Raw genomic sequence first — 25,461 nt, 5'->3', positions numbered from 1 at the left:
TTTTCGCTAGCGAGAACAAATTACGAGGATTGATCTGAAGCCGGAATGCCGCCGGTTCGTTGGAGCAAACGCCGCGCGCTGAAGGGGCCGGGTTTGGTCCGCGGCGCGCCCGGCCTATCTTGCGCAGCGCTCCAGTTGAAAGGACGTCCTCGCCGATGGTTTATCGCGCCGGCCCCAAGCAGCTCGTACGCCTCGCCCTCCTGGGATTTTTCGCCGGACTCACCGCGTGTGCGGAAGAGGAACCGGCGGCGCGCGAGCCCGAGGACGTGCGCATCGTTCCCCATGAGATCGGTTACCGCCAGGAAGACCGGCGCATCGAGGTTGTCGGGAGCGCACGGGCCCGGCAAAGCGCAATCATCTATCCTGAAACGAGCGGGGAGGTGACGCGCGTCGCCTTCGAGGCCGGCGACTATGTCGAGGAAGGCGAGACGCTGGCAGAGCTCGACAGCGAGGAAGAGCAGCTGGCCGTGCGCCTGGCGCGCGTCGCCGTCGCTCAGGCCGAGCAGCTCCTCGAACGCTACGAGAGAATTGAGGGCACAGGCGCAGTGTCCGCGGCGCAGATCGATCAGGCCCGCACCGCCCTGGATTCGGCGCGCATCGAGCTCGAACAAGCCCAGCTCGCTCTGCGCAAGCGCACAGTCCGCGCACCGTTTTCCGGCCATGTCGGGCTGACCGATATCGATGCCGGGGTCCGGATCACATCCACGACCGTCATCACCCGGCTCGACGATCGGTCCGTTCTCACGGTCGATTTCGCCGTTCCCGAAGAGGTCTACTCGCAGATTTCGATGTCTGACACGGTCCAGGCCCGTCCGTTTTCCGGGCCGGACCGCTCGATAGAGGCCGAAATTCGCGCCATCGACTCCCAGATCGACCCGGTTCAGCGCACGTTTGCCGTGCGCGCGGCCATTCCCAACACCGACGATCTGTTACGGCCCGGCATGAGTTTCCGTGTCGGCTTCTCCATTCCGGGCCAGTCCTATCCTGCCATCCCGGAGGCCGCGATCTTGTGGGGCGGCGAAGGCTCGTATGTCTGGGCAGTGCGCGACGGGCAGGCCCATCGCGTTCCGGTCACCATCGTCTCACGCGAACAGGGTTACGTGCTGGTCCGCGGTGAACTCGAAGAAGGCTCGTTGATCGTCGATCAGGGCGTGCAGAAAGTGCGTGAAGGGACGCCGGTCACGCCGGTCTCCGACGACGGCTCACCCGTCCTGAATGCAACCGGGGAGGCCTCGCAATGAAGACCGGTCTTTCCGACCTGCCCGCACTGGCGGTCAAGCGCCCCTTGCTGGCCGGGGTGATGAATTTGTTGATCATCATCGCGGGCCTGGCAGCGATTTTCGGTATCGAAGTGCGCGAATTGCCCGATGTCGACCGCCCGGTCGTATCGGTGGATGCGACTTATCCAGGCGCCGCCCCGGAAACGGTGGACTCCGAAGTGACCTCGCTCCTCGAAGGCGCCGTGGCCCGGGTCTCCGGAGTTCGCGAAATTCGTTCGGCCAGCGAAGAAAATAGCTCGCGTATCCGTGTAGAATTCAATCCCGGTATCGACCTCGATACAGCGGCGTCGGATGTGCGCGAAGCCGTCAACCGCGTTGAGGAGGATTTGCCCGACCGGGTCGACGAACTGGTTGTCGTCAAGGCCGACGAAGATGCCTCCGCCATCATGCAGATCGCTGTGCTGGCCGACGAATACGATGTCCAGGCCCTGACCGAGCGCATCGAGAACGACATTGTCCCGGAATTCCTGGCCATAGACGGTGTGGCCAGCGTCAATCTGTTCGGCACGCGTGAACGCCAGCTTCGTGTCGTCATCGATCCGCTGCGCTTGAACCGGTTTGGCCTGACCGTCACCGACGTCGCCGATGCGCTGCGCCAGGCGCCCTACGATGTTCCCGTCGGCAGCTTTGCCTCCACTCAGCAATCCCTGCTTGTCCGGGCCGAGGCCACGGCTGGCACCCCGGAACTGATCAGGGAGGTTCTGATCCGTGACGAGGTGCGCGTGGGCGATGTCGCCGAGGCTTTCTTCGCCCCCGCCGACGCCACGAATTTCGTGCGGCTGGATGGCAGCCCGATCATCGGGCTGGGCATCGTGCGTCAGGCCCAATCGAACACCATCGAAATCTCCAACGCCGCCAACGAGATCGTCGGCGAGCTCAACGCGCGCTTCGACGATCTGGAATTTGTCGTGACCTCAGACGACGCGGTCTTCATCAAGCAATCGGTTCGCGAAGTCCTGATCACACTCCTCATCACCGTGGCCATCGTGATGGTCACGATCTGGATCTTTTTCGGCAAGGCGCGCGCCACGCTCATCCCCTCGACCGCCATTCCGACCGCCCTTATCGGCGCCGTGGTGGGTATCTGGGCCATGGGGTTCTCCATCAACCTTCTGACGCTTCTCGCCCTGGTGCTCGCCACCGGGCTGATCGTGGACGATGCCATTGTCGTGCTGGAGAATATCCAGCGTCTTCAGAGGCAGGGGATCGGGCGCAAAGCCGCTGCGGTGCTGGGCACGCGGCAGGTTTTCTTTGCGGTCGTCGCGACCAGCGCCGTGCTGATTTCGGTCTTCGTGCCAATCTCCTTCCTGCCATCGACGGCAGGGCGGTTGTTCCGCGAATTCGGCTTCACGCTCGCCATTGCCGTCGCAATCTCCTCCTTCGTCGCTCTGAGCCTGGTGCCGGCACTGGGCGCGCGCCTGACCCTGTCGGGCGAACCGAAAGGCGTTGGCAAGCGCCTCGACCGGGTCGGCAGCTGGCTGAATGCGCGCTACGCATCCGTGCTCTCGCTCGCCCTCGGCCGGCCCTGGGCGACCACGGCGATCGCGGTTGCGCTTGCGGCCGGGGCTGTCGCGTGCGTCTTTGCGCTCGAGCGCGAGCTGGTGCCTGAGGAGGATCGCGGCCAGATCAGCGTGTTTGCGACCGGGCCGGACGGGGTTGGCCTGGATTACATGGAGCAGGAAGCCGTCGAGATCGAGGCGGTCCTCCAGCCCTATCTCGATAGTGGCGTGATAGAGTCCGTATTCACCGTCATCGGGCGCTATGATCTCAACCGGATCGGCATGACCGTGCGCCTGGCCGACTGGGAGTCGCGCGACATCTCGCAGCAGGACTTGATCGCGGAGCTGGAAGAGCCTCTCTCGCGGATTCCTGGCTCGCGAGTTTCGGTGTTCGGGCGCGGCAGTCTGGATGTCGGCGGCGGGCGCAGCGGGCTGGAGGTCGCCCTGACCGGAGCCCAGTATGACGAGATCTACACGGCGGCCCGCGCCCTCGTCACTGCGGTCGAGACACAATCGGATATCCTGTCCAATCCCGAGCTGTCCTACCAGCCGACACAGCCACAGATCTCGCTTCAGATCGACCGGCGCCGGGCAGCAGATCTCGGCGTGTCGCTGGAGGATTTGGCCGCAACGCTGCGTGTGATGGTCGACGGCGACGACCTGGTCGACCTCAACGTTCGCGACCAGGCCATCCCGATCTATCTCCAGTCGGTTACCGGCGCGATCCGCAGCCCGGCAGACCTGCGCAATCTGTACGTTCGTTCGCAGAACGGAGACCTGGTCCCGATCTCCAGCCTCACCACGATTGTCGAGCAGGGCGTTGCCGCCGAACTTGATCGCACCGAACAGCGCCGTTCGATCGAGCTGGAAACCGACATTGCGAGCGGGACAGCCCTCGCCGATGCGGTCGCGGAGATCGAGCGCCTGGCCGGAGAGACATTGCCCGAAGACATCGAAATGCTGCTGCAGGGCGAGGCGGAGACGCTGGGCGAGACGTCGCGCGACTTGTTGCTCACCTACGTCTTCGCGCTCGTCATCGTCTTCCTGGTGCTCGTTGCCCAGTTCGAGAGCCTGACAAGCCCGATCGTGATCGTTTTCACGGTGCCCTTCGCCCTGGCCGCAGCCGTTTACGCCCTCCTGCTGACCGGGACGTCGCTCAACATCTATTCCCAGATCGGTCTGGTCATGCTGATCGGGCTGATGGCCAAGAACGGCATCCTGCTCGTCGAGTTCGCCGACCAATTGCGTGCGGACGGCAAATCGGTGCGCGAGGCGATCGAGGAAGCCGCGCGCGTGCGCCTTCGCCCGATCGCGATGACGCTGATTTCCACCGTGCTTGGCGCAGTCCCGCTCATCGTCTCCGGCGGCGCGGGGGCCGAGGCGCGCGCCGCCATCGGTTGGACCATCTTCGCCGGGCTGGGCCTGGCCGGATTGTTCACCCTCTTTTTCACCCCGGTGGTCTATCTCGGCCTGGCGCGTTTCAGCACGCCGCGCACCTTCGATCTGGAAAAGCTCAAGACCCAGCTTGAAGAAGCTGAAGACACGCAAGGAGCGCCGGCTCAATGACGTCCTCCCGTCTACTCCCGGCTGCCGCGGCAGGGTTCGCGGTAGCAGCCTGCACTGTCGGTCCCGATTACGAGCGGCCGGACTTCGCGTGGCCCGACACGTATTCGGTCGAGATCGACGAGACCGGGCCGGGGCCGACCCCCTGGTGGGCCGGGTTTGAAGACCCGGAGCTGGATACGCTCATGCAGGCCGCGTTCGAGGAGAATCGCGAGATCGGCGCGGCGCTCGCCCGCCTGGATGCCGCCCGCGCAATTATCCGGGCCGAACGCTCCAGCCTTTTTCCCCAGCTGGACGGCGAGCTGAGCGCCGAGACATCGGGCGAGCTTGATGGCGATGCCGGCGAAGACTCCGCCACGGTCACCGGTGTCTTCGCCTTCACGCCCGATCTGTTCGGACGCCAGCGGCGCGCTGTGGAAGCCGCCCGCAGAACGGCGCAGGCGCAAGCCGCTTTCCTGGTCGATGTGCGCCGCCTTACCGGCGCAGCTGTGGCCAATCAGTATGTCGAGCTGACGCGTGCGAGGGCCCGCCTCGACCTTCTGGAAACCTCCTTGGACCTGCAGCGCCAGACGCTGGAGATCGTACAGCAGCGCTATGAGGTGGGACTGTCGGCCGAGCTTGAAGTGCGCCGTGCGGAAGCCGATCTCGCGCGTACCCGCTCCCAGCGCGGCACGCTGGACATTGCGGCCGCCGACGCAGCCAACGCGCTGGCCGTTCTGACCGGGGCGCGTGCCGGCGTCTGGTCGCCGCCGGACACCGAAGAAATCCCCACCTACTCGGCGTCGGTCGATGTGAGCGTCCCGGCAGCACTGATCCGGCGCCGGCCCGATATCCGCGCCGCCGAAGCCGAGCTCGCGGCGGCAACAGCCGAAATCGGGATCGAGACGGCAGACCTCTATCCGAGCCTGGCCCTGCCAGGAAGCATCAGCGCGCATCTCGGGGATGCAGGTTCGCTCGGAAACAATGCCGTTGCCCGAATCGCCGCGATACTGGACATTCCGCTTCTCGATGCAGGCGGCCGGCGCGCGGATATCGAGGCGGCCGAGGCGCGCGCAGCCGCGGCATTGGCCGATTACGAGCAGACCCTCCTCCTGGCCCTGAGCGATGTGGAAACCGCGCTCGTCACCATCCGGGCGCTGGAAGCGCGCCGGGCCGAACTGCTTCGTGCCGTGGAGGCCAGTGAGTCCGCTTTCAACCAGCTCAATGCCCTCTATCGCGAGGGTCTGGCCACCTTCATCGACATTCTCGACGCGCAACGCACGCTCATAGACAGCCGGGAAGCCTATGTGAATTCGCGCGCAGAGCTGGCCAGAGCCGTCATCGCCCTGCAAACCGCACTCGGCGTCAATCACACGCCCGTCTGACGAGACGCCACGACAATTTTACCAAGACCCTCCCAGTGTGAGCGGTATGGCTCGACGCATCGGTCGGATCGCAATCGATTTGGGGTGCCGCAAGGAAAGGGATCCTGATGCAGACTGGTGACCTGAAATCCCGATTCGGGCAGGCGGGCTTGGCATGATCGCGCCGGAAATACTTGTGCACCGCCGGGTGCTTGTCTTTGCGCTTCTCTGCGCCTTCCTCTCCAGCCCCGGACAGACATTTTTCATCGCGGCATTCACCAGCTCGATGGCACAGGCTGCGGGTATCACTGCAGGCGAACTCGGACTTGTATACATGGCGGCGACTCTCGGCGCTGCCGGCCTCCTGCCTCTTGCGGGAAGCTGGATCGATCATCTCGAACTGAAACGCTACACGGCGCTATCGCTGTCGGGGCTCACGGTTGCCTGCATCATTACGGCGCTGGCCCAGGGACCGCTGATGTTGCTCCTTGGCCTCCTTTGCCTTCGCCTCACCGGCCAAGGGCTCATGTCGCATATTGCCGTAACCTCGACGGCGCGCTTCTTTACAGCGTGGCGCGGGCGGGCACTGGCGCTCGTCGCGCTCGGCTTTCCACTCGCGGAGGCGCTGACCCCGGCGGCAGGAGTCGCCATGATTGCCGGGTTCGGGTGGCGCCAGAGCTATCTTCTGGTGGCTTTAGGCGTCCTCCTGATCGCAACCCCAGCGCTGCTAGTCCTGCTCAAGGACCAGCAGCGCTTCTGTGCGCCCCCGAACGTCACTGCCACCGAACGCACAGGCCGCGGCGGACTGGCCAGCGCAGCCCACATCCTGTTTTCGAGCGCGTATTTCTGGCTGGTACTGCCGGTGGTGCTGTACCTGCCCTTCGCGTCGACGGGTCTGATTTTTCACGTCCAGACCCTGGCGACTTCCAAGGGATGGCCCATCGGCCTGATCGGCCCGGGATTTCTTGTCTTCGCCGGAGGTCATGTCCTGGGGCTGATCGTTTCAGGCCGGATCATCGACCGCTTCAACGCGAAGGTCATGCTTCCGGCAATGAACCTGCCATTCTTCCTCGGGCTGGCGGGCCTCGCTACCGCTTCTGATCCGGTCATGCTGGCAGTATTCCTCGGCCTTCTGGGTGCCTCGGCCGGGCTATCCCAGACGTCGGTAGCGGCTATGTGGGCAGAAGTGTATGGCGTTGAGCGCATGGGTACGATCCGGTCGCTTGCAGTCATGCTGATGGTGGTGGGAACCGCATCGGGCCCAGCCGTTGTCGGCGGCGCATTCGACGCGGACTTGGGGGTAGCCACGATTGCCGCAGTCATGGGCCTCGCAGGCCTTGCCGCGTCCGCCCTCTCGCTCGTGGCGCTCATGTTCAAGACTGCGCCGAGCCCAGGCTGATATCCGGCCCGGGTCGGCTCGCCGATCAAGACGGCATTCTCCAACACGATTGTCTGCTTCAGGCCGGGGTCGCGCCGGAAGAAAGTACGCGTTGCCGCCCGGACACGCATCGGCCGGCCTGCATGGGCGCAGTAGAAGGCGCCATTCCATCGAACCATACCGTCTGCTAGGAGTAAGCGCAGAGCGATCTGATCGGTACGCGCCGGCCAATCGCACGCGGACGCTCTTCTTGCGCCAAAGACGCTCTGTTCGTCCGCGTCACACCGTCACCTCTCCCCCGTATCGCGAAGGAAATCCCCGTGATCACGAATGAAAACGCCACGCGCGCCTGTCCGGTCTGCAACTCGGAAGGCTACACCGCGGAACGCATCTCTCGTGATCCCTGGCGGGTGGCGCGATGCGGATTCTGCAGCTTTGTCTATCTGCAGAATCCGCCTGCCCTCGAACAGCTGATGGCCGAGTTTAGCTGGGACAAGACAGTCGAAACCGAATCGGTGCGACGCAAGGCCGAACAGCCGGTGCTTCAATGGTTCGACCGAAAGACGCGGTGGCGCTTGCACATGTTCGAGCGGCCTGAAAGCCGCAAATTCCTGGAAAAGGCCATCGGGTCAGGAAATGTGCTCGATCTCGGTTGCGGGGACGGCCGCCACGCGATGGCCCTCTCCGAAGCCTACACGCCATTTGGCGTCGAGATCGCGCCGGTCCTTGCCGAGGCGGCCGACAAGGCGTTTGCAGGACGGGGCGGTCATTGCGTTTCCGCCGATTCCTTGTCGGGTATCGGGACGTTCGAGGACGGCTTTTTCGATGGTGCAATCCTGAACTCCTACCTCGAGCACGATACCCGCCCCCTCGAAGTGCTGGAAGCGCTCCAGCCGAAAATGAAACCCGGCGCCCCGGTCATCGTGAAAGTCCCCAATTACGGCTCGTGGAACGCCGCGGTGATGGGACGGGGCTGGTGCGGTGTACGCCTGCCCGATCACGTCAACTATTTCACCTGGGACAGCCTCGCCGACATGGGCGGCCGGGCCGGATACTCGGTCCAGGGTGTGCCGAGCGCCAATCTGCCGACGAACGACAATATGTGGGCGATCATGCAGGCGTAGCCAGTTGCGCGCACGCTCTGCTGGCCCGGCGTCGTTCATCGCATCTGAGTGGCCTCTTGCCGCAAAGTGCGTGCGCCGCGCCGGGGCAAGGCGCAGCGTGAGTGCATCGATCGACCCCAAGATCGATAAAATCCCAACCCGGGGGACGGCGGTTGGCAACAAGGCCGCCGTCCCCCACCTGTCATCGAGTTCGGGCCAGCGCCTCGGCAACCGATTTCTCGTAGGCTCTCCCGATACGGACCTGCGCCCCGCAATCGAGATGAAGGCGCTTTGCTCCGCCAGCGTCGCACGACAGACGTTCAATCCTGCACAAATTGACCGCAGCCGAGCGATGCACGCGAATGAAAAGGCGGCGGTCGAGCGTCTCGAGAAGACCCGTCAAGGTCGCTCGATGGAGCCAGGATTGCGCCCCGACATGGAGACGAACATAGTCTCCTTCTGCCTCCAGCCAGTCCATTCGAGCGGGATCTATGCGCACCCGGCCACTACGGTCCTTCACCCAGAGCGCCGCCTCCTCGCCGCGCAATGTATGTACAAGCGCCTCGAGCTCGTCCGCCCGGGCCTGAGCATCGCGTGTGGCAAGGTTCTGGCGGGCGCGGCCGAGCGCCTGGTCGAGCCTGTCAGGCTCAACCGGTTTGAGCAGATAATCGGAGGCATTCGCCTCGAAGGCACGCACTGCGAAGACATCGTAGGCAGTGACGAACACCACTGACACCGGATTGCCGCGCCGGGATATCAAATCGGCGAGCTCCAGGCCGTCCAGCCCGGGCATCTGAATGTCGAGCAGCACTGCATCTGGCGCGAGCGTCTCAATCGCCTCCAGCGCCGACCGGCCGTCGCGAGCACTACCGACCACTTCGACCCAGGCACGGCGCGAGAGAAGAATCTCAAGGCGGCGGCAGGCAAGCGGTTCATCGTCGGCGATCAGGACGCGCATGGCTCAGCTCTCCGCGGCTTCGGAGACGGTGACGAAAGGCAGCACGATACGGGCAATGAAGCCTCCACCCTCCATTGGGCCGGAGTCGAGCATGCCTTCAGCCCCGTAGATCGTACGCAGCCGCGCTGCCACGTTCGCGAGACCGACACCGCCGCCCGAACTCACGGGATGCGCGATCCCGCCCCCGTCATCGGTCACACACAATTCAAGGCGGTTTGCATCAATTCGGCGCGCGCACACACGCACATGAACCGGGCGTGTAGAACGCGAAACACCGTACTTGACCGCATTCTCCAGCAATGGCTGCAGGATCAGGGTCGGCACCAAAGCAGGCAGGCAACCGGCTTCCACATCGAACTCGATCTGGAGCCGTTCTTCGAACCGGATCTGTTCGATTTCCAGATAGAGCCGCTGCGCAGCGATTTCGTCCTCCAGTGTCGTTTCATCGTCAGGCAGGACTTCGAGCGCGAACCGAAGGAAGCGGGCGAGACGGCCGAGCATCGCGTCGGCATCCTCGGTGCGCTTGTCCAGCAACAGGCTGGAGACCGCATTCAACGTATTGAACAGGAAGTGCGGGTTGAGCTGAAAGCGCAGCATCTTCACCTGCGCATCCTTGGCCAGCATCATGGACTCGTAGAGCCGCTTCTCCTGCGCACGAAGCCGGCGGGCGCTGTCCAGCGCCAGATAGAAGCCCGACCAGCCGACGAAGACCGGAAAGTTGAGGAACATCCACCGCGGCGCCGACATCAGCAAGAATTCCAGCCTTGTGATCTCGCCGGTCGCCAGCGACGGAGGCCCCTCGACCGGGGCGATGATGAAATAGGAAACGAAAATACCCAGCACATAGGCCGCGGTGGTCGCAACCGAGACTGTAAGCGCGAGCGCGGCGCGTCGGCCCAGCGACCACAAGCGGCTCGGACGCAGCAAGGTGTAATGAGCCAGTCCCGTCACTGCGAAGCCGCCGGCCTCGGCGAGGAGGATTCGCCAAGCCTGGGTCGGGCTGTCGCCAAGATTGATCGAATTGGCGATTGAGAACAGCGCAAGTGCCGACCAGAACGCGGTCTGGAAGGTCCAGAACCAGCGCGCGTCGAGGCCAGGATAGCCCTCTTGTGAGCCCAGCCGGAGTGTCTCGGCAGCCGCCGCTGAAGCCCCGCCCATGTTCCGAGGCTCTTCCTGGTCGAGGAGAAGGAAGAACCCGGCGTAGGCAGCGAAGACCCAGACATGCAGGGAGGCCATACGAATCAGCCGCGCCCCGAAACCAGCCTGGAGGAAGCTGGGCCCGGCGAGCGGCTCGATGAGGCCGATCGAGACGAACGAGAAGATGACGGAGGCTGCAAGGCTTGCCGCAACTGCCGTGACCGCGCGTGCCAGGATGGAGTAGCGCCGCAATCCGGCAAGACCGAATGCGGTTGTCGCGCTCAATACGGCGCCGAACACATCTGCCGTTATCGGACGCCAGATCAGACCGACCGCAAGATCCTGAGCCTGGATCGCGTGGAGCGAGCCGAGTACCGAGAGTGCGACCATCGCGCCCCAGACCACAGCGGTAAGGATCGCAATTGTCCGCCAGCGTGCGACTGCCCCCTGCGAGGCTGTGCCCGGCGAGCGTTCATATGGGAGGTCCAGTGTTGTCATATCGACACTATAGACGCGCGACACCGGACCTTGGGAAGGCGCCTGCTTGCTGTTGGTCGCGCGCCAGGCGCGGTTCATCGCAAGAGCCGGCACGAACTCAGCCAAGCGCGCCGTTTGTCGCGCTCGGCCAACGTCCTGCCGCAAGACCCGCGCGGTTCGCGACACTCCCGTGACAGTTTCAGGACACGGACGGCGGGCGCCGTCCCGCGGCGCATGCGCGCTGCGCCTTATGTCAAGAACGGGGGACTGAATACGATGCAATCCTTATTTGAGAAGCGGGGCCTGCGGGCCATCCTGCTCGGCGGAGCCGCAGCCGCGAGCCTTGCCGCCGGGCACGCCTACGCCCAGGAAGCCGAAGACGGGGAGGAAAGCGCCAACGCGTCCGACCGCATTATCGTCACGGGCTCGCGGATCGTGCGCCAGGACTTCGCGGCGGACAGTCCGGTTGTCACAATCCAGGGCGACGCGCTGACCGCGAACGCCGATATCACCGTGGACACGTATCTGAACACGTTGCCGCAGGTGAACCCGGCGGGCACCACCACCTCTAACAACCCCGGCAATGGCGGCCAAGCAAATGTCGACCTGCGCGGCTTCGGGGCCAACCGCAATATCGTCCTGCTCAACGGCCGCCGCATGATGCCGTCTGCCGCGAGCCTGACGGTCGACCTCAACACAGTCCCCGCCGCCCTGATCGACCGGATCGAAGTGGTGACCGGCGGCGCAGGCGCTGTTTACGGCGCCGACGCGGTGGCCGGGGCAGTCAACATCATCCTCAAGGATGATTTCGAGGGCATGGATCTACGTGTCAGCTATGAGAACTCTACTGAATACTGGGATGCAGAGGAGTATTCGGTCTCCGGCGTGGTCGGCGGGAATTTTGGCAGTGACCGGGGCAACGCCGTGCTTGCGATCGAGCGGTCTGTGCGTGAAGGGATGATCAAGAGCCAGCGTCCATTTGCCGAACAGGCCACGTCTACCACCAGCTTCTTCCCGGAGGGCTCGCTGCTGTTCGGTGCGGCGAATGCGCCAACCGAAGCGGCGGTGGACGCGGTTTTCGCCGGATATGGCGTCGCGCCGGGCGGGGTATCTGCCGGCAATCGCTTTGGATTCAACCTGGACGGCACGCTTTTCTCGGCCGGTGTCTTCAACAACCCGTCCGATGTCGAGAACTTCCGGTACGATATCGACGGCAACGTCAACCAGAACATCTTTCCGGACGCCTACTCATACAATTTCGACTTCGTGAATTTGCTTACCCTGCCGCTGGAACGCGACAGCTTCATGGGGCAGGCCGAATACCGCTTCGACAACGACGTCGAAGTCTTCGGTAACGTGACCTATAGCCAGTACAGCTCCGCGCAAGCGCTCGCACCGACGCCGATTCCCACCGTGAGAATCCGTCCGCCGGGGGAAAATAGCGCGATCGAGGCGGTCTCCGCGCTGATAGAGCCGGGCCGGTCGGTTGCCAACCAGCTGATCATTCCGGTCACGAACCCGTTCATTCCCGCCGACCTCGCGCTTATCCTGGCGAGCCGGACCGGCGACGATCCCAATCTCGTGGGATCCGGGGCAGACGAGCCGTTCCAGATGCGCCAGCGCACATTGTCGGCCGGACTGCGCCAATCCAATTTCGAGAACACGGTCAGCAATGTGACCTTCGGCGTTTCCGGGCCGATCGGTGCGTCGGGGTGGCGCTGGAACGCTTATGTCTCCGAAGGCGACACCGAGATCGACCGGACCCAGCAAGGCAATATCGATACAAACCGGCTTCAGATACTGCTCGAAGCGGCCGACGGCGGAGACTCCATCTGCTCGGGCGGGTTCAACCCGTTCGGCCGGCAACCGCTATCTCAGGAGTGTATCGATTATCTGGAGGTGAGCTCGACCGCCACGACCGAGTTCTCCCAGACTGTCGCTCAGCTCTACGTGACCGGCGATTTGCTGGAACTGCCTGCCGGTACGGTCTCCACTGTGCTCGGTGCAGAGTATCGCGGGTTCGACTTCTCGTTCGACCCGGGTTCGGGCGGCGGTCCGATCTCCGGCTTCAACGCCCAGAATCCCAATTCGGGCACCAACAGCTTCGAGGACATCTTCGGCGAGGCCCTCATTCCGCTCGCCAGTGATCAGCCTTGGGCGCAGAGCCTGGAACTCACGCTGGGCTACCGCTTCTCCCGGTCCGAATTCACCGACGGGATCACCGGTGATACCGGCGGCAGCGAAGACAGCGCTTACAAGGCTGAGCTGAGCTGGACGCCTCTGGACTATGCGCGGGTCCGTGCCAGCTACCAGCAGGCCGTACGGGCACCGAACTTCGGTGAATTGTTCGGCGGCGGCGGCGCAGCTCCGCAGTACTTCGACCCGTGCTCAGTCACCACCCAGGCCCGGACTGGCGCGGATAGCGCCCAGGTTCGCGCGTTGTGTGCGGCAACAGGCGTGGCGGCGCCGGATCTCTATGCCCAGACGCCCGGTACCCAAGCCTCCGTCACGACATCGGGCAATACCAACCTCGATCCGGAATCGGCTGATACCTATACGCTCGGGGTCGTGTTCTCCGCGCCGGTCCAGAACCAGTGGACCGAGCGGTTCCAAGGCTCGATCGACTACTGGTATATCGATATCAGCTCGCCCATCCTGTCGCCGGGGGTGAACCAGCTCGTCGCTGATTGCTATAACTACTATGGCAATAACCAAGCTTATGACGCCGGCTATTCAAGCTGCCAGACAATTGTGCGCGGTGGCGGGGATATCTTCTTCCTGGTCGATCCCAACGATCCGAACGGTCTGTTCCCCGGGGTTAATGGCGGCACGCAGCAAGCCTCAGGGCTCGACTTCCAGTTCAATTACGGCTTCGACCTGAACTGGATGGGAGCACCCGACTGGGCCGGTTCGATCCAGACCCAGCTGCTCCTGACCCATCTTCTGGAGTGGAACCAGCAGGAATTGTCCGACCTTCCGGTCCTGGATTTCTCCGGCACGGCCTCCTTCTTCGGCGAGGGGCTGGGCACGTCCTTCCCGGAGTGGAAGGCACTGTGGAACACAAGATGGTCGGTATCCGACTTCGAGTTCGACTTGCGTGGCCAGTACATCAGCTCGATGGAGAACCGCGCGAACGTGATCTTCCCGGGTGAAACCTCGTTCACCGGAACCGACGCGATCTGGTACTGGGACGTAGGTGCAACCTGGAAAGTCACCGAGGGCGCATCGGTCCGCCTCGGGATCAACAACCTGTTCGACGAGCAGCCCCCGGAATATGCGCCGAACGTGCAGTCCGGCACCGATCCGTCCCTGTTCGACGTCGTGGGCCGGCGCGTATTCGGTCAGATCGTCCTGCGATACTGAGCGCCTGACTGCCTCACCACAAAGGGGGCGAGGGTGGGAACGCAAGTTCCCACCCTTTTTTTACCCGCTCGCCCCGGCAGCCTGCGGATCTGCGTATCGTCTTCGGTCAAATCATCGAAGAGGACCATGTGGCGGGTTTCAACACCCCTTCCGGGCCGTCTGACGGGCCGGTAGTCGTGATCGGCGCCTCCGGCAAGAGACTGGACGCCGCGTTGCCGAAAGGCTGCGGGCCAGCGGCTGCACGGTCCGGATCGGTTCACGTTCCAGCATGCCCGCCTTCGACTGGGCCTGCGAGACACGCTGAACGGACGATCGTCCGGGCAAGCTGGTTCAACCACAATCCCCAGGGGCCCGCGCAAGAATAGCGCCGGCCACCCGGAAATGCGGCATTTCTCTATTCAGACATTGTGCTTTACAATGCTTGTCCTCCTGTCACGAGACTCGCAGGGGAGCGGGTTCGCCCCTCCGGCAGCACCGATCTTACCGGCCTTAGATGTTCGCGTTGCGGCCGGTCGCGCAGCCCAAGAAGGATATTGCGCCATGACCGATGACTGGCCGGTCCATTTCAGTCTCTTTCTTGCGCTCTGGACCGCCGTCATTGCAGGCGTGTTCTCCGCCTTTTCCGAGTTTGTGATGCGCGCATTGTCTCGCGCCGCGCCGGCAAGCGGCGTGGATGCGATGCAGCAGATCAACGTTTCCGTTCTCAGGACACAATTCGTCGCGGGCATTCTCTTGATCCCGCCCATATCGATCGGCTTCGCGATCTACGGGTTCGGCGCGTTCGACGGCCTCGCGCGCATCTCCTCCTTCGGCGCCGCGCTTGTCTACACAACGATGGTCTTTCTGGTCACGGTCTTCGGGAATGTACCGATGAATAACCGGCTTGCCGGCCTGGACCCCCACGCGGGCGAGACCGAGGCATACTGGTCTGAATACGGACGGGTCTGGACGCGGCTGAACCACATCCGCACGCTCGGCAGCCTGTTCACCGCCGGCCTCTACCTGGTCACCGGCGTCGCGCTGCTGACGGAATGAAAGAAAGCCGGGATCTCGCGACGACATTACGCGACCGCCTCGATCGCTGCGCCGCCACGACATAACGCACTTATTAGACGAATAGGAGACTTCCATGCTCAGGCTCATATTTCTCGCGGTCGGAACCCTTGTGGCTGCCCTCATCTGGGCGGTCCTAGTGTTCTTTTCCGTGAGTGAGGGCTGGATCAGAACGCCCCTCGCCAGCTCGGACACGCCCGACGCCTTCGTCGCGGCTGCCCGGCGCCTCGCCGAGGAGGAATCGGTCGGCACTCTCAGCCTCATGCTGATCGAAGACGGCGACCGGGCGGGTGGTTTCGACATTTCGGCCGGCGCGCCCGTCGATGAAGACAGCGTGTTCCAGGTCGCCTCGCTGAGCAAGTGGCTCACCGCCTGGGGTGTGATGGTTCTGGCCGAAGAGGGCGCGGTCGATCTCGACGCGCCGGTCGAAACCTATCTGACCCGCTGGACGCTTCCCGAGAGCGAGTTCGATCCTTCCGGCGTTACGCTCCGGCGGCTGCTCAGCCACACTGCCGGGCTTTCAGACGGGCTCGGTTATGACGGTTTCGACAGCGCCGGCGACGTGCAGTCACTAGAGGAGTCCCTGACGCGCGCCGAAGACGCCTCGCCCGGCAATGACGGGGCAGTGCGTATCGGCGCGGAGCCCGGCTCGGGCTGGGACTACTCCGGCGGAGGCTACACGCTGATGCAGCTTGTGATCGAGGAAGTCTCCGGGGACGCGTTCAGCGAGTTCATGGAGGCGCGCATCTTCGAGCCCCTGGGAATGAACCGCACGACGTTCGACTACGCGCGGGCGCAGGATCTGGGTTTTGCGGAGAACTACACGCCTGAAGGCGCGACCGAGCCCTATCGCCACTATACAGCGTTGGGCGCGGCTTCGCTCTTTACCACGACCGCGGACATGGCCCGATTCATTGAGGCTCAGACGGACGAGGACGGCCAGGACGTGCTCTCCGAAGAAACCCTCGAACTCATGCGCACGCCGCACGCCTCGCAACTGGGCGCGGACATCTGGGGGCTCGGCGTGATGCTTTACGCCCCCAACGGACACGGCGGCCATATCATCGGCCACGACGGAAACAACGAACCCGCCATCAACACCGCGGCCAGGTTCGACCCGGCCACCGGCGACGGGATCGTCGTTCTGGAAACGGGAAGCCGGCTCCTCGCAACCCGGCTCGCCGGAGAGTGGGTCTTCTGGAAAACCGGGAAGGTGGACAATCTGATGTTCGCACTTGCCATCGAGCGCATGCTGCTCTGGATCGCGGGCGGCGCACTGCTCATCCTGATTGGCGGCGCCTGGATCGGCTGGCGTGGCTCGAGGAAGCCCAGGGCTTGAAACGTCAGCTGAGTGCAGCGCGGCCCGTCCATTTTCGAGGGCGGGCCGCCTAGAGCCGGATCGGCGCGTGGCCCCGGTGCGCGCAGTTCGCGCACCAGCCGATCGCCGATCCGCGCCCTGTCGAAAACTATACCCGAAAGAAAAATATGGCGCACCCACCAGGATTCGAACCTGGGACCTCTGCCTTCGGAGGGCAGCGCTCTATCCAGCTGAGCTATGGGTGCAGCGATATAGGCGAGTGTCTTACAGGCGCACGCGGCAAGGTTCAATCATCCCTTTCGGTCCATGGGCAGCGCAGGCCATAGTGCGCCGCGATGGACAATGCCGATTTCATTCTTCTGGCCGCCACGGGCCTGGTCTTGCTGGCGGTTGCCGGCGCTGCGGCCACGAGCCGGGCAGGGGCGCCGCTCCTGCTGGTCTTCCTGAGCCTTGGCATGCTGGCCGGGGTGGAGGGACCGGGGCAGATCGACTTTCACGCGCACGACCAGGCCTATCTCTTCGGGTCGCTGGCGCTTGCGCTCATCCTGTTCGACGGGGGGCTGGGCACACGCCTGCGGGGCCTGCGCATGGTCCTGCGCCCCGCGCTTTCCCTGGCCACGCTCGGCATCCTGCTGACTGCGGGACTGACCGCAGTGGCGGCCCATTTCCTGTTCGGCCTTGGCTGGGTGGAGTCCCTGTTGATGGGGGCTATCGTGTCGTCTACTGACGCCGCAGCCGTGCTGGCCCTGATCGGCAATCGGGAGATGCAGGCACGCCAGCGGGTCGTGACGACGCTGGAAGCTGAATCCGGGTTCAACGATCCGGTCGCGGTGATTCTGGTTACGGCCTGCGTCCAGGTTCTCACCACAGAAGGCGCGGCCAACATTGCTGTGATGGCAGTCTCCATCATCTGGGCGCTGGCCGTCGGTGCGGCGGTGGGCTGGTTCGGCGGCCGGGCGATCGCGCTGGTCGAACGGCGCGTCCATCTTCCCGAAAGCCTCTATCCGATCTTCTCGGTCACGGCGGCGGTCTTCCTGTTCGCCCTGGCCCAGTCGATCAGCGCGTCCGGCTTCCTGGCCGCCTACCTGGCCGGCGTGTCCCTGCGCAGTGTCAGTGCGGGGCCGGCCAAGGCCGCGACGGAGCGGTTTTCCGACGGTCTGGCCTGGCTGTCGCAGATCGGGCTCTTCCTGATGCTTGGCCTGCTCGTCGTGCCCTCCCATGCGGCGGCGGTCGCCTTGCCCGCGATCGCGCTGGCGCTGGTGCTGATCTTCATTGCGCGTCCGGTGACCGTGCTTCTCCTCCTGCTGCCCGAACGCTTCCGGATGAATGAGCGGGCCTTCATCGCCTGGATGGGTCTGCGCGGCGCGGTCCCGATCTTCCTGGGCAGCTTCCCGGTCATCGCGGGGGTGGAGAACGCCAATCTCTATTTCTCCACGGCATTTGCGGTGGTGCTGGCCTCACTGGTCATCCAGGGCTGGACGGCCGGACCGGTCACCCGCCTGTTCAAGGTGGCACCGCCCCGGCTCGCCGGCTCACGCCGGCACGCGGTACGCGCCTTCGGCATTGCCGCCGGGGGGTTCGTGGCGATGGCCGCCGCGATGTATATCGGGGCCGGCATTCTGGACCAGCGCGGCACGGTCATCGAAGCCGAGACGGTCGGCGAGCTGCGCCAGGCGCTCGCCCGGTCCGATCTCGAGGCCGGCATCCGCGTCGAGCGCCTTCCCGGCGACTGGCCGGACCTGCCCCTCGAGGAGCGCCGCCCGCTCTTCACAGACCTCGTATTGCGCCTGATCGCGGCGGAGAACGCCCAGATCCGCGAAGACCGGACGGCCCTGCGCCGTCTGATCCAGTGGGAGGCCGAAGGCCGGGTGCTGTCCCTGTCCGAGCAGGCCGAGCGCGAGCAGCTCGCGCGGTCCTATGGCGGCCGGTATGACGACCTCGATGCCCTGCTGACCCGTGTCGACATCATCCCGCCGCGGCTGGCCGTGGCGCAGGCCGCGCTGGCGACCGGCTGGGGCAGCAGCCGGGAGGCGATCGAGCGCAATGCGCTGTTCGGGCAAGCCGGCGGGCTGGACGGTTTTGCCACGCTGTCGCTCTCCACCAGCGACTATGCGCAACTGCTCAACACCCATCCCGATTTTTCCGCCTTCCGCGCGCAACGCGCCGAGATGCGGGCCGGGCCGGGTCCGATCGAGGCTGAAGCTCTGGCCGGGACGCTGGGCGCCTATGCCGCAGACGGGCCCGCCTACATCCAACAGGTGCGCGCCGTGCTGGACTCCGTTCCGGCTGACTAGAGCCCTGCCCCGGTTCCTGCCCCGGTGGGATCGTCACCCGCGTCACCCCCGCGCGAGCCGGCCGCGGCATCCATATCCTCGTCCCCGTCGTCCCGCCGGCGGCGCGACTGGCCCGCCGAAGCGCCGAAGGCCAGGCCCGGCGCGTAACGATCCTGTCCGTCCGGCGAGACCATGCCGGGGGCAAAATCGCTGCCCATCAGCGCGCGGTAGGCATAGAGGCTGCCGGCGACGGCACCCAGGAACAGGACCGCCAGGAGGACCCAGCCGCCGAGCGAGGCCGGTTCGAGCTGAAGGATCAGGAAAAGCGCGACCGCGAAGGTCACAAGCGCGATCGTGAAAGCAGCCAGACGGCGGAAAAAGCGTGTCATGACCGGGAGTCTGCGCGCCCGATGGGGCAAAAACAAGACAGGAGGCCCCGCCACGCCTGGCGTCAGGCCGCCGTGTCCGGCTTGGCGCGGTTATAGGTCAGCGACAGGAAGACATCTTCCAGGTCGGGTTCCTCGGTGCGCAGATCGTTGATCCGGTTGCCGGTCTCGCGGAAGCGCTCGATCAGGTCGGCGACCGAGACCTCGCCGAACTTGTAGGTGATGGCGATGGCCCCGCCCCGCATCGAGACCTCGGTATGGGGCAGCCGGGCGAAAACCTCGGGGACCTCGCTCAGCGCATTGACCGGTTCGATCACCAGCGTCTTGCGGTCGAGCCGGCGCAGGAGCTGGTCCTTCGGCTCGCAGGCCACGACCTCGCCCTCATTGATGATGGCGATCTCGTCGCACAGCTCCTGGGCTTCTTCGAGATAGTGCGTGGTCAGCACGATGGTCGTCCCGGCCTTGTTCAGCTCGACGACATATTCCCAGAGCTGGCGACGCAGCTCGATATCGACCCCGGCCGTCGGCTCGTCGAGCACGAGGACGGGCGGATTGTGGACCAGTGCCTTGGCGACCAGCAGGCGGCGCTTCATCCCCCCCGACAGCATGCGCACATAGGCGTCGCGCTTGTCGGCCAGGCCCACCGCCTCGAGAATTTCGTCCGTGCGCCGCTCGCTCTTGGGCACGCCGTAGAAGCCGGCCATCAATTCCAGGGTCTCGAACGGCGTGAAGAACACGTCCATGTTGATTTCCTGCGGCACGATGCCGATCGCGGCGCGCGCCTGGCGCGGCTGGCGGTCGATATCGATGCCCCAGATGCGCCCGGTGCCGCTCGACTTGTTCACCAGGCCGGCAAAGATGTTGATGAAGGTCGACTTGCCCGCCCCGTTCGGTCCCAGAAGGCCGAAGATGGAGCCGCGCTTCACCTTCAGGTCCACGCCCTTGAGCGCGTGTTTGGGCGAACTCGACTTCGACCCCGCATACGTCTTCTGCAGGCCCTCGGCCTCGAGCGCGTAATCGGGCGGGGTAGAAGACATGGCGTGTCCTTTGAACGGGTCTGAGAAGTGGAAGCGGAAGAGCGCGCACGCGTTGACGCAGGCGCGCAGCCGACCTAATCACGAGGGTGAACTTAAGGGGCGCGGCCAGCCGCGTCCATGGCCCGCACACCCTGGCGAACATGAAGAGCACGGCCCCTGTCATGAGCAAGCTGCCCACCGATCCGAACCTTGAAGCGCGCGCCCGGGCCGCCGGAGCGACCGGCTTTCCGGCTCCGGAAACGATCTACACGCGTGACCATCGCGTGATGTGCGACGGGGGCGGTGGCGCGCTCGGCCATCCGCGCGTCTATTACGAGATGGGCGATGACGGCTTTGTCGAGTGCGGCTATTGCGACCGCCGCTTCATCCTCGAAGCCGGGCCCGCCGACGAGCGCTGAGCGAGACCGGACTCTCACGGCTTTACCGACTCCTACTACTACCACGACTCTCATTCTGCCCCGGCTCGTGCGCGAGAAGCGGGAAGCAACCGGCGCGCAGTATGGAGCGTGACAGCACGGCGGGGATTAAGCACGGCAGCCCCGTCGCGCGCGATGTCCGCCGTCTCCGAGATCCTCAGGTCTTCGCTGCGCTCCGCCCGGGGTTTCAGGCGGGGTGCTCGGCGCCTTACCCGTTCACCGCGCTGGCGCCCGGTTCGGGTCTGGGGTTGAAATCCTTGTAGGCGTGCCAGCTGGCGTGGGCGAGCCAGGGGAAGGCAATGGCGAGGCCGATGAAGAAGACCACGCTGCCGACGGCCACGAAAAAGGCGATCAGCCAGGCCCAGGTGATCATCACGAAGGGCTTGGCCAGGACCGATTTGACGCTGGCGACCACCGCCGTGACCGCGTCGACGTCCTGATCGGTCAGCATCGGAAAGGCGAGGGCGGAGACGGCGAATGTCACGAAAGCGAGCGCCGCGCCGATGAGCGTTCCGACGACAAGCAGGGCAAGTCCGGTCGGATCGGTCAGGACAAATTGCAGGAATTGCCCCGGCGGCATGGTGTTGCCCACCGTGAAGGCGGCGTAGAGAAATTGCGCCAGACGCGCCCAGGTCAGGAAGAAGACCAGCAGCAGGACGCTGAGCAGGGCCAGCTGGCCGATGCGGCCGGGCGGCAGGCTCCAGAAATCGAGCAGGCGCGGCGTCTGACCGCTCTCGCGTACGTGGTTGATACGGTAAATGCCGACCGCGAAGGCGGGCGCAATCAGCGCGAAACCGCCGGCGAGAACCGGCACCATCGCGGCCTGACCCACCGACCAGAGGCCGGCGGTGATGAGGAGACCGGTCACGGTGAAGGCGATCCCGTAGCCGATGGAGATGACCGGGCTCGCCATCATGTCGGCGAAGCCGGCCTTGAGCCACGCCCAGGGCGCGTCCCGGCGCACGCTGTCCAGAGTAACCATGATGCTCCTCCCCATATGTTCTTATCCCTACAGGATGTGCGGGAATGGGCGGAGCGTCAATTCGCCGGATGCGCACGGCGCGTCTCGTCCGGGAACGATCGATCGGACGCGAGCGGATCGCAGGCCTGGGCTGTGTGTCGGCCCTATCCGGCCAGGCGCGGCACGAAACGGCCGGTGCGGCGGCGATAGGCCGGGTAGCTGTCGGGAAACCACTCCTCCATCAGAGCCTCCTCGTGCCCGATGACGAGATGGGCGCCGGCATGGGCCAGCACCAGCGTCGCGAGATAGGCCGGGTGAGCCAGCACAAGGATGAGGGCGGGAGCAAGGATGGACAGGAAGGCGGCGTAGAGCGGATGGCGAACGAAGCGGAACGGGCCGCCGGTGACCAGTGCCCGCCCGCGTCTTTCAGGCGTGAGCGTGCGCACGCTCCATGCGATCAGGCCCGCGCCGAGGCCGAGTGCCAGGACCAGAATGCCGACACGCATCGCAAAGGGGACAGGCAGGGAGAGCCCCGGCGTCAGGCGTGCCAGCCCACGTCCGATCAGCAGGGCGCCCGCGCCGGCTAGCGCGATGGCCGGACCGGAACCGAAGATGCGGTTATAGGCGGCGGTAAACCGGGTCATTGCGGTGCCCCGGTGCCCGCGTTGCGGGGATCGCGCAACTCGCCTAAGGCCTGCACGGCGATGGCGGCCCCGGAGCGCAGGAACAGACCGGCGAGTGCGAAGGCGACCAGCAGGTCCGGCCAGACCGATCCGGTCAGGGCCACCAGCCCGCCCGCGCCCATGACCGCGACATTGCCGATGGAGTCATTGCGCGAGCACAGCCAGACGGAGCGGACATTGGAATCGCCATCCTTCCAGCGCAGCAGGATGAGAACGCTCACCAGATTGGCGGCCAGGGCCAGCAAGCCGACAAGGCCCATGATCTCTGCCTGCGGCGTGCCGTCCGAGAAGAGGCGTGCGATGGAGGACGCGACGATGGCGAGCGCCAGGACGCCGAGCGACAGCGCCTTGATCAGGGACGCGCTGGCGCGGATCGTGACCGCCATGCCGATCACGGCCAGGCTGATCGCATAGGTCGCGGCATCGCCGGCAAAATCGAGGGCATCGGCCTTCAGGGCCTGCGATCCGGCTGCGAAGCCGGAGACACCTTCGACCAGGAACATGGCCGCATTGATGGCGATGACCGCCATCAGGGCGCGCCGGTAGGCGCGCGACTGACCGTCGAAAACGGCCGGGTCGCATCCGCATCCACTCATGGGTGCGTCTCCTCTTTCCAAAATCCGGTCGCCACCCTAATTTCTACAGTGGCTGTAGATTCAAGGGGAAATTTTCATGGTGCGCGAGATGACGATTGGCGCCCTGTCGCGCGCGACCGGGGTGAAGGTGACGACGATCCGCTATTACGAGACGATCGGCCTGATGGCCCGGCCCGCCCGCACCGCGAGCGGACACCGGCGCTACACAACGGCAGAGCGCGATCAGCTGGCTTTCATCCGGCAGGCCAGACGGCTTGGCTTCGAACTGGATGCCATTCGCGAGCTGCTCGAGCTTGCCCGCTATCCCGAGCAGTCCTGCAGCAATGCGGACTCGATTGCGCGCCGCCAGAAAGCGGAGATCGAGGCGCGCATTCGCCGGCTTGAAACGCTGGACGCCGAGCTGGCCCGCATGATCGCCGATTGCGAAGGCGGGCGGACTGCCGATTGCCGCGTGCTGGAGGCGCTGACCGGCTCCTGAGCCGGGGTCTGCTCAATACGTGACGGCAGTCGCGATTCAGACAGACACCGAGTGCCTGGCGCTGCTGCCCGTCAGATAGGTGTCGAAGGCGGCGGCGGCCAGGCGCGCGAGAGGGCGGTAATCGGGATGGATGGCGAGATGGGATCCGGTGCGCGTCACGATGCCGGCCGCTTCGAGCTCGCTCAGATCCACATCGGGCACGGGGCGGGCATGAATCTGGCTGACCGCGTCGAGATCGACCGACAATTGCGTCATCAGCTGTTCGATGATGGCGCCGCGATACCGGTCTTCGGCGCTGAGCGCGACGCCGCGCGCGACGGGCAGTTCGCCCTTGTCCAGGCTGTCGCGCCACATCCGTACGCCGGTGTGATTTTGCACATAGCCTGAGGGCGTGCGCGAGATGGAGGAGGCGCCGATGCCGATCAGGGTTTCGGCCCGGTCGGTCGTATAGCCCTGGAAATTGCGCCGCAGCGTGCCGGCCCGGCTGGCGAGCGCCATGGCGTCATCGACGCGCGCGTAATGGTCGATGCCGACCCGCTCGAACCCGGCGGTGCAGAACACGTCATCCATCACATCGGCCTGGTCCAGGCGCTCGGCCGGGCCGGGCAGCGTCTTGTCGGGGATGAGACGCTGATGCGCCTTCATGTGGGGCACGTGGGCATAGCCGAAGACGGCCAGGCGCGAGGGCTCCAGCGAGAGCACGTCCTTCGCGGTGGCTTCGCTGGACTCACACGTCTGGTGCGGCAGGCCGTAGAGCACGTCGGCATTGATGTCAGCGATGCCGGCTTCGCGCAGCCGGTCGAAGGCGCGCCGTGTGATGTCGAGCGACTGGATGCGATTGATGGCGCGCTGGGTTTTCAGGTCGAAGGTCTGAATGCCGGTGCTGGCGCGCGTCACGCCGTGCGCGGCGAGGGCCGGGGCAAGCGTGGTGTCAAACTCGCGCGGATCGATCTCGATGGAGATTTCGGCGCCGGCCTCCAGATCGAAGCGGGCGTGGAGGCGCGCCATGATCCGGTCCAGATCGCGTTCGCTGAGGATGGTCGGCGTGCCGCCCCCGAAGGCGAGGTGGGAGACGCGCATGCGCGCGGGCAGGCGGTCGGCAATGCGGTCGATCTCGGCCAGCAGCGGATCGACATAGGCCGCGATGGGAGCGCGCTTCTGGGTCGCGGTGGTATTGCACCCGCAATACCAGCACAGGGTGTGGCAGTAGGGAATGTGAAGATAGAGCGAGACCGCCTCGTTGGGGGGCAGCGCCTCCAGCCAGCCCGCGACCGTCTCCCCCGTCACGCCGTCATGAAAATGGGGCGCGGTCGGGTAGCTGGTATAGCGCGGGCTGTGGCGCGCCGCGAAGCGCAGCAGCGTCTCACGGCGATGACCGGAATCGCGGGACGGGGCGGGGCGAAACTCGATAACCTTGCTCATGGTGCGGGTTTATCCGCGGAAAAAAGCAGCGCGAAGGTGACAGGGTGTCGCGCGGCATCTTGTGTTCGCACCGTGAGCCGTCGCATATGGCGCCATGGTTGACGACAAGCTCTTCCTGAGCGCCGACGACTTGCTCGCCGATGCGTTCGCCCTCGCCCAGATCGTGCTGGAGAGCGGGTTCGAACCCACGCACCTGGTCGGCGTCTGGCGCGGCGGCGCGCCGGTGGCGGTCGCGGTGGAAGAGGCCTTCCGCTATCACGGCATCAAGGCGGACAATATCGCGGTGCGGACGCGGGCCTATGCCTCGATCGACAAGCTGCGCCGGGAAGTCTCCGTACACGGACTGGAATATCTGGCCGACTGCCTCACCCCGCAAAATCGCCTGCTGATCGTGGACGACGTGTTCGACCGGGGACACAGTCTTGAGACGCTGATCGGGCGGCTTCGCGAAGTCTGCGGACCGGCGATGCCGGGCGAGGTAAAGACGGCCTGCGTCTGGTACAAGCCGGCGCGGCGCGAGACCGAACTGGCGCCGGACTATTACGTGCACGAGACGGCGCGCTGGCTGGTCTTCCCGCACGAGCTGGAAGGCCTGACGCCGGACGAGATCGCACAGCACAAGCGTGTGCCGGCCGGATTCGCCGACGCGGCGGAGCGCCGCCGCCGGATCGCCCGCAAATAGCCCTTAAAAAATCTCTAATTGGCACGTGTGTTGGGCCCGCGCGCATGCCAGTATG

General features: G+C 65.0%; 20 protein-coding genes and 1 tRNA gene. 12 read left to right on the top strand and 9 right to left on the bottom strand.

From position 1 onward, the window contains the following. The first annotated feature begins 155 nt into the window (after positions 1–155). The 5 genes from PGP17_RS01365 to PGP17_RS01345 all read left to right on the top strand — a co-directional run bounded on the left by PGP17_RS01365 (position 156) and on the right by PGP17_RS01345 (position 8,187). Positions 156–1,241: an efflux RND transporter periplasmic adaptor subunit gene (locus PGP17_RS01365; RefSeq protein ID WP_270373868.1), complete on the top strand. Its 1,086-nt coding sequence runs from the start codon at positions 156–158 to the stop codon at positions 1,239–1,241. Further along, positions 1,238–4,345, top strand: coding sequence for an efflux RND transporter permease subunit (locus PGP17_RS01360; protein WP_270373866.1), 3,108 nt, complete (start codon positions 1,238–1,240; stop codon positions 4,343–4,345). The genes PGP17_RS01365 and PGP17_RS01360 overlap by 4 nt, the downstream gene beginning before the upstream one ends. After that, on the top strand, positions 4,342–5,706 hold the full coding sequence (locus PGP17_RS01355; RefSeq protein ID WP_270373865.1) for an efflux transporter outer membrane subunit: 1,365 nt from the start codon (positions 4,342–4,344) through the stop codon (positions 5,704–5,706). Before PGP17_RS01360 ends, PGP17_RS01355 begins: the two co-directional genes overlap by 4 nt. Positions 5,707–5,860: 154 nt before the next feature. Beyond that, complete coding sequence (locus tag PGP17_RS01350; protein WP_270373864.1) at positions 5,861–7,084, top strand: MFS transporter; 1,224 nt, start codon at positions 5,861–5,863, stop codon at positions 7,082–7,084. A 299-nt stretch (positions 7,085–7,383) separates the two neighbouring features. Next, positions 7,384–8,187: a class I SAM-dependent methyltransferase gene (locus PGP17_RS01345; RefSeq protein ID WP_270373863.1), complete on the top strand. Its 804-nt coding sequence runs from the start codon at positions 7,384–7,386 to the stop codon at positions 8,185–8,187. 181 nt (positions 8,188–8,368) lie between these two features. Here PGP17_RS01345 and PGP17_RS01340 read toward each other — a convergent pair whose 3' ends face one another. Both PGP17_RS01340 and PGP17_RS01335 read right to left on the bottom strand, forming a co-directional pair. After that, positions 8,369–9,124: a LytR/AlgR family response regulator transcription factor gene (locus tag PGP17_RS01340; protein WP_135944931.1), complete on the bottom strand. Its 756-nt coding sequence runs from the start codon at positions 9,122–9,124 to the stop codon at positions 8,369–8,371. A 3-nt stretch (positions 9,125–9,127) separates the two neighbouring features. Then, the gene (locus PGP17_RS01335) at positions 9,128–10,864 is read right to left on the bottom strand and encodes a sensor histidine kinase (protein WP_270373862.1); all 1,737 of its coding nucleotides are present in this window, start codon (positions 10,862–10,864) and stop codon (positions 9,128–9,130) included. A 150-nt stretch (positions 10,865–11,014) separates the two neighbouring features. On the opposite strand from PGP17_RS01335, the gene PGP17_RS01330 reads away from it, so the two are divergent. The 3 genes from PGP17_RS01330 (at position 11,015) to PGP17_RS01320 (ending at position 16,493) form a co-directional block, all read left to right on the top strand. Then, positions 11,015–14,101: a TonB-dependent receptor domain-containing protein gene (locus tag PGP17_RS01330; protein ID WP_270373861.1), complete on the top strand. Its 3,087-nt coding sequence runs from the start codon at positions 11,015–11,017 to the stop codon at positions 14,099–14,101. A 540-nt stretch (positions 14,102–14,641) separates the two neighbouring features. After that, positions 14,642–15,136: an anthrone oxygenase family protein gene (locus tag PGP17_RS01325; protein ID WP_270373860.1), complete on the top strand. Its 495-nt coding sequence runs from the start codon at positions 14,642–14,644 to the stop codon at positions 15,134–15,136. A 94-nt stretch (positions 15,137–15,230) separates the two neighbouring features. Continuing rightward, the gene (locus tag PGP17_RS01320) at positions 15,231–16,493 is read left to right on the top strand and encodes a serine hydrolase domain-containing protein (RefSeq protein ID WP_270373859.1); all 1,263 of its coding nucleotides are present in this window, start codon (positions 15,231–15,233) and stop codon (positions 16,491–16,493) included. Positions 16,494–16,640: 147 nt separating this feature from the next. Here the strand turns inward: PGP17_RS01320 and PGP17_RS01315 are convergent. Then, a tRNA-Arg gene (locus PGP17_RS01315) sits at positions 16,641–16,717 on the bottom strand. Between the two features lie 90 nt (positions 16,718–16,807). Here PGP17_RS01315 and PGP17_RS01310 point away from each other — a divergent pair. Continuing rightward, entirely contained in the window at positions 16,808–18,766 is a 1,959-nt protein-coding gene (locus tag PGP17_RS01310; RefSeq protein ID WP_270373858.1) for a potassium/proton antiporter, read from the top strand. Here the strand turns inward: PGP17_RS01310 and PGP17_RS01305 are convergent. Both PGP17_RS01305 and PGP17_RS01300 read right to left on the bottom strand, forming a co-directional pair. Further along, entirely contained in the window at positions 18,763–19,134 is a 372-nt protein-coding gene (locus tag PGP17_RS01305) for a hypothetical protein (RefSeq protein WP_270373857.1), read from the bottom strand. The genes PGP17_RS01310 and PGP17_RS01305 overlap by 4 nt on opposite strands. Positions 19,135–19,196: 62 nt before the next feature. Next, a complete protein-coding gene (locus tag PGP17_RS01300; RefSeq protein ID WP_135944924.1) occupies positions 19,197–20,168 on the bottom strand; it encodes an ABC transporter ATP-binding protein in 972 nt (323 codons plus the stop codon). 161 nt (positions 20,169–20,329) lie between these two features. Here PGP17_RS01300 and PGP17_RS01295 point away from each other — a divergent pair, with 161 nt between their 5' ends. Beyond that, on the top strand, positions 20,330–20,566 hold the full coding sequence (locus PGP17_RS01295; RefSeq protein WP_135944923.1) for a zinc-finger domain-containing protein: 237 nt from the start codon (positions 20,330–20,332) through the stop codon (positions 20,564–20,566). 226 nt (positions 20,567–20,792) lie between these two features. Here PGP17_RS01295 and PGP17_RS01290 read toward each other — a convergent pair whose 3' ends face one another. The 3 genes from PGP17_RS01290 to PGP17_RS01280 all read right to left on the bottom strand — a co-directional run bounded on the left by PGP17_RS01290 (position 20,793) and on the right by PGP17_RS01280 (position 22,824). Further along, a complete protein-coding gene (locus PGP17_RS01290; protein ID WP_135944922.1) occupies positions 20,793–21,566 on the bottom strand; it encodes a DUF2189 domain-containing protein in 774 nt (257 codons plus the stop codon). A gap of 143 nt (positions 21,567–21,709) precedes the next feature. Further along, a complete protein-coding gene (locus tag PGP17_RS01285) occupies positions 21,710–22,189 on the bottom strand; it encodes a methyltransferase family protein (RefSeq protein ID WP_270373852.1) in 480 nt (159 codons plus the stop codon). After that, complete coding sequence (locus PGP17_RS01280; protein ID WP_135944920.1) at positions 22,186–22,824, bottom strand: cation transporter; 639 nt, start codon at positions 22,822–22,824, stop codon at positions 22,186–22,188. Before PGP17_RS01280 ends, PGP17_RS01285 begins: the two co-directional genes overlap by 4 nt. Positions 22,825–22,900: 76 nt before the next feature. Here PGP17_RS01280 and PGP17_RS01275 point away from each other — a divergent pair, with 76 nt between their 5' ends. Then, the gene (locus PGP17_RS01275) at positions 22,901–23,302 is read left to right on the top strand and encodes a MerR family transcriptional regulator (protein WP_174234999.1); all 402 of its coding nucleotides are present in this window, start codon (positions 22,901–22,903) and stop codon (positions 23,300–23,302) included. A 36-nt stretch (positions 23,303–23,338) separates the two neighbouring features. Here the strand turns inward: PGP17_RS01275 and hemN are convergent, their stop codons facing one another. Continuing rightward, entirely contained in the window at positions 23,339–24,724 is a 1,386-nt protein-coding gene (hemN, locus tag PGP17_RS01270; protein WP_270373850.1) for an oxygen-independent coproporphyrinogen III oxidase, read from the bottom strand. Between the two features lie 94 nt (positions 24,725–24,818). Here hemN and PGP17_RS01265 point away from each other — a divergent pair, with 94 nt between their 5' ends. After that, positions 24,819–25,406 (top strand): phosphoribosyltransferase, encoded by a 588-nt coding sequence (locus tag PGP17_RS01265; protein WP_270373849.1) that lies wholly within the window; start codon positions 24,819–24,821, stop codon positions 25,404–25,406. Positions 25,407–25,461 lie beyond the last annotated feature (55 nt).

It is taken from the genome of Marinicauda sp. Alg238-R41, assembly GCF_947331485.1.
GTDB lineage: Bacteria > Pseudomonadota > Alphaproteobacteria > Caulobacterales > Maricaulaceae > Marinicauda > Marinicauda pacifica.
This window is presented reverse-complemented; position numbering and strand designations above follow the sequence as displayed.

Bases quoted from the DNA above. Each gene is read 5' to 3' on its own strand.
- PGP17_RS01365 (WP_270373868.1), top strand. From the start codon at position 156: ATGGTTTATCGCGCCGGCCCCAAGCAGCTCGTACGCCTCGCCCTCCTG.
- PGP17_RS01360 (WP_270373866.1), top strand. From the start codon at position 1,238: ATGAAGACCGGTCTTTCCGACCTGCCCGCACTGGCGGTCAAGCGCCCC.
- PGP17_RS01355 (WP_270373865.1), top strand. From the start codon at position 4,342: ATGACGTCCTCCCGTCTACTCCCGGCTGCCGCGGCAGGGTTCGCGGTA.
- PGP17_RS01350 (WP_270373864.1), top strand. From the start codon at position 5,861: ATGATCGCGCCGGAAATACTTGTGCACCGCCGGGTGCTTGTCTTTGCG.
- PGP17_RS01340 (WP_135944931.1), bottom strand. From the start codon at position 9,124: ATGCGCGTCCTGATCGCCGACGATGAACCGCTTGCCTGCCGCCGCCTT.
- PGP17_RS01330 (WP_270373861.1), top strand. From the start codon at position 11,015: ATGCAATCCTTATTTGAGAAGCGGGGCCTGCGGGCCATCCTGCTCGGC.
- PGP17_RS01325 (WP_270373860.1), top strand. From the start codon at position 14,642: ATGACCGATGACTGGCCGGTCCATTTCAGTCTCTTTCTTGCGCTCTGG.
- PGP17_RS01320 (WP_270373859.1), top strand. From the start codon at position 15,231: ATGCTCAGGCTCATATTTCTCGCGGTCGGAACCCTTGTGGCTGCCCTC.
- PGP17_RS01310 (WP_270373858.1), top strand. From the start codon at position 16,808: ATGGACAATGCCGATTTCATTCTTCTGGCCGCCACGGGCCTGGTCTTG.
- PGP17_RS01305 (WP_270373857.1), bottom strand. From the start codon at position 19,134: ATGACACGCTTTTTCCGCCGTCTGGCTGCTTTCACGATCGCGCTTGTG.
- PGP17_RS01300 (WP_135944924.1), bottom strand. From the start codon at position 20,168: ATGTCTTCTACCCCGCCCGATTACGCGCTCGAGGCCGAGGGCCTGCAG.
- PGP17_RS01295 (WP_135944923.1), top strand. From the start codon at position 20,330: ATGAGCAAGCTGCCCACCGATCCGAACCTTGAAGCGCGCGCCCGGGCC.
- PGP17_RS01290 (WP_135944922.1), bottom strand. From the start codon at position 21,566: ATGGTTACTCTGGACAGCGTGCGCCGGGACGCGCCCTGGGCGTGGCTC.
- PGP17_RS01285 (WP_270373852.1), bottom strand. From the start codon at position 22,189: ATGACCCGGTTTACCGCCGCCTATAACCGCATCTTCGGTTCCGGTCCG.
- PGP17_RS01280 (WP_135944920.1), bottom strand. From the start codon at position 22,824: ATGAGTGGATGCGGATGCGACCCGGCCGTTTTCGACGGTCAGTCGCGC.
- PGP17_RS01275 (WP_174234999.1), top strand. From the start codon at position 22,901: ATGGTGCGCGAGATGACGATTGGCGCCCTGTCGCGCGCGACCGGGGTG.
- hemN (WP_270373850.1), bottom strand. From the start codon at position 24,724: ATGAGCAAGGTTATCGAGTTTCGCCCCGCCCCGTCCCGCGATTCCGGT.
- PGP17_RS01265 (WP_270373849.1), top strand. From the start codon at position 24,819: ATGGTTGACGACAAGCTCTTCCTGAGCGCCGACGACTTGCTCGCCGAT.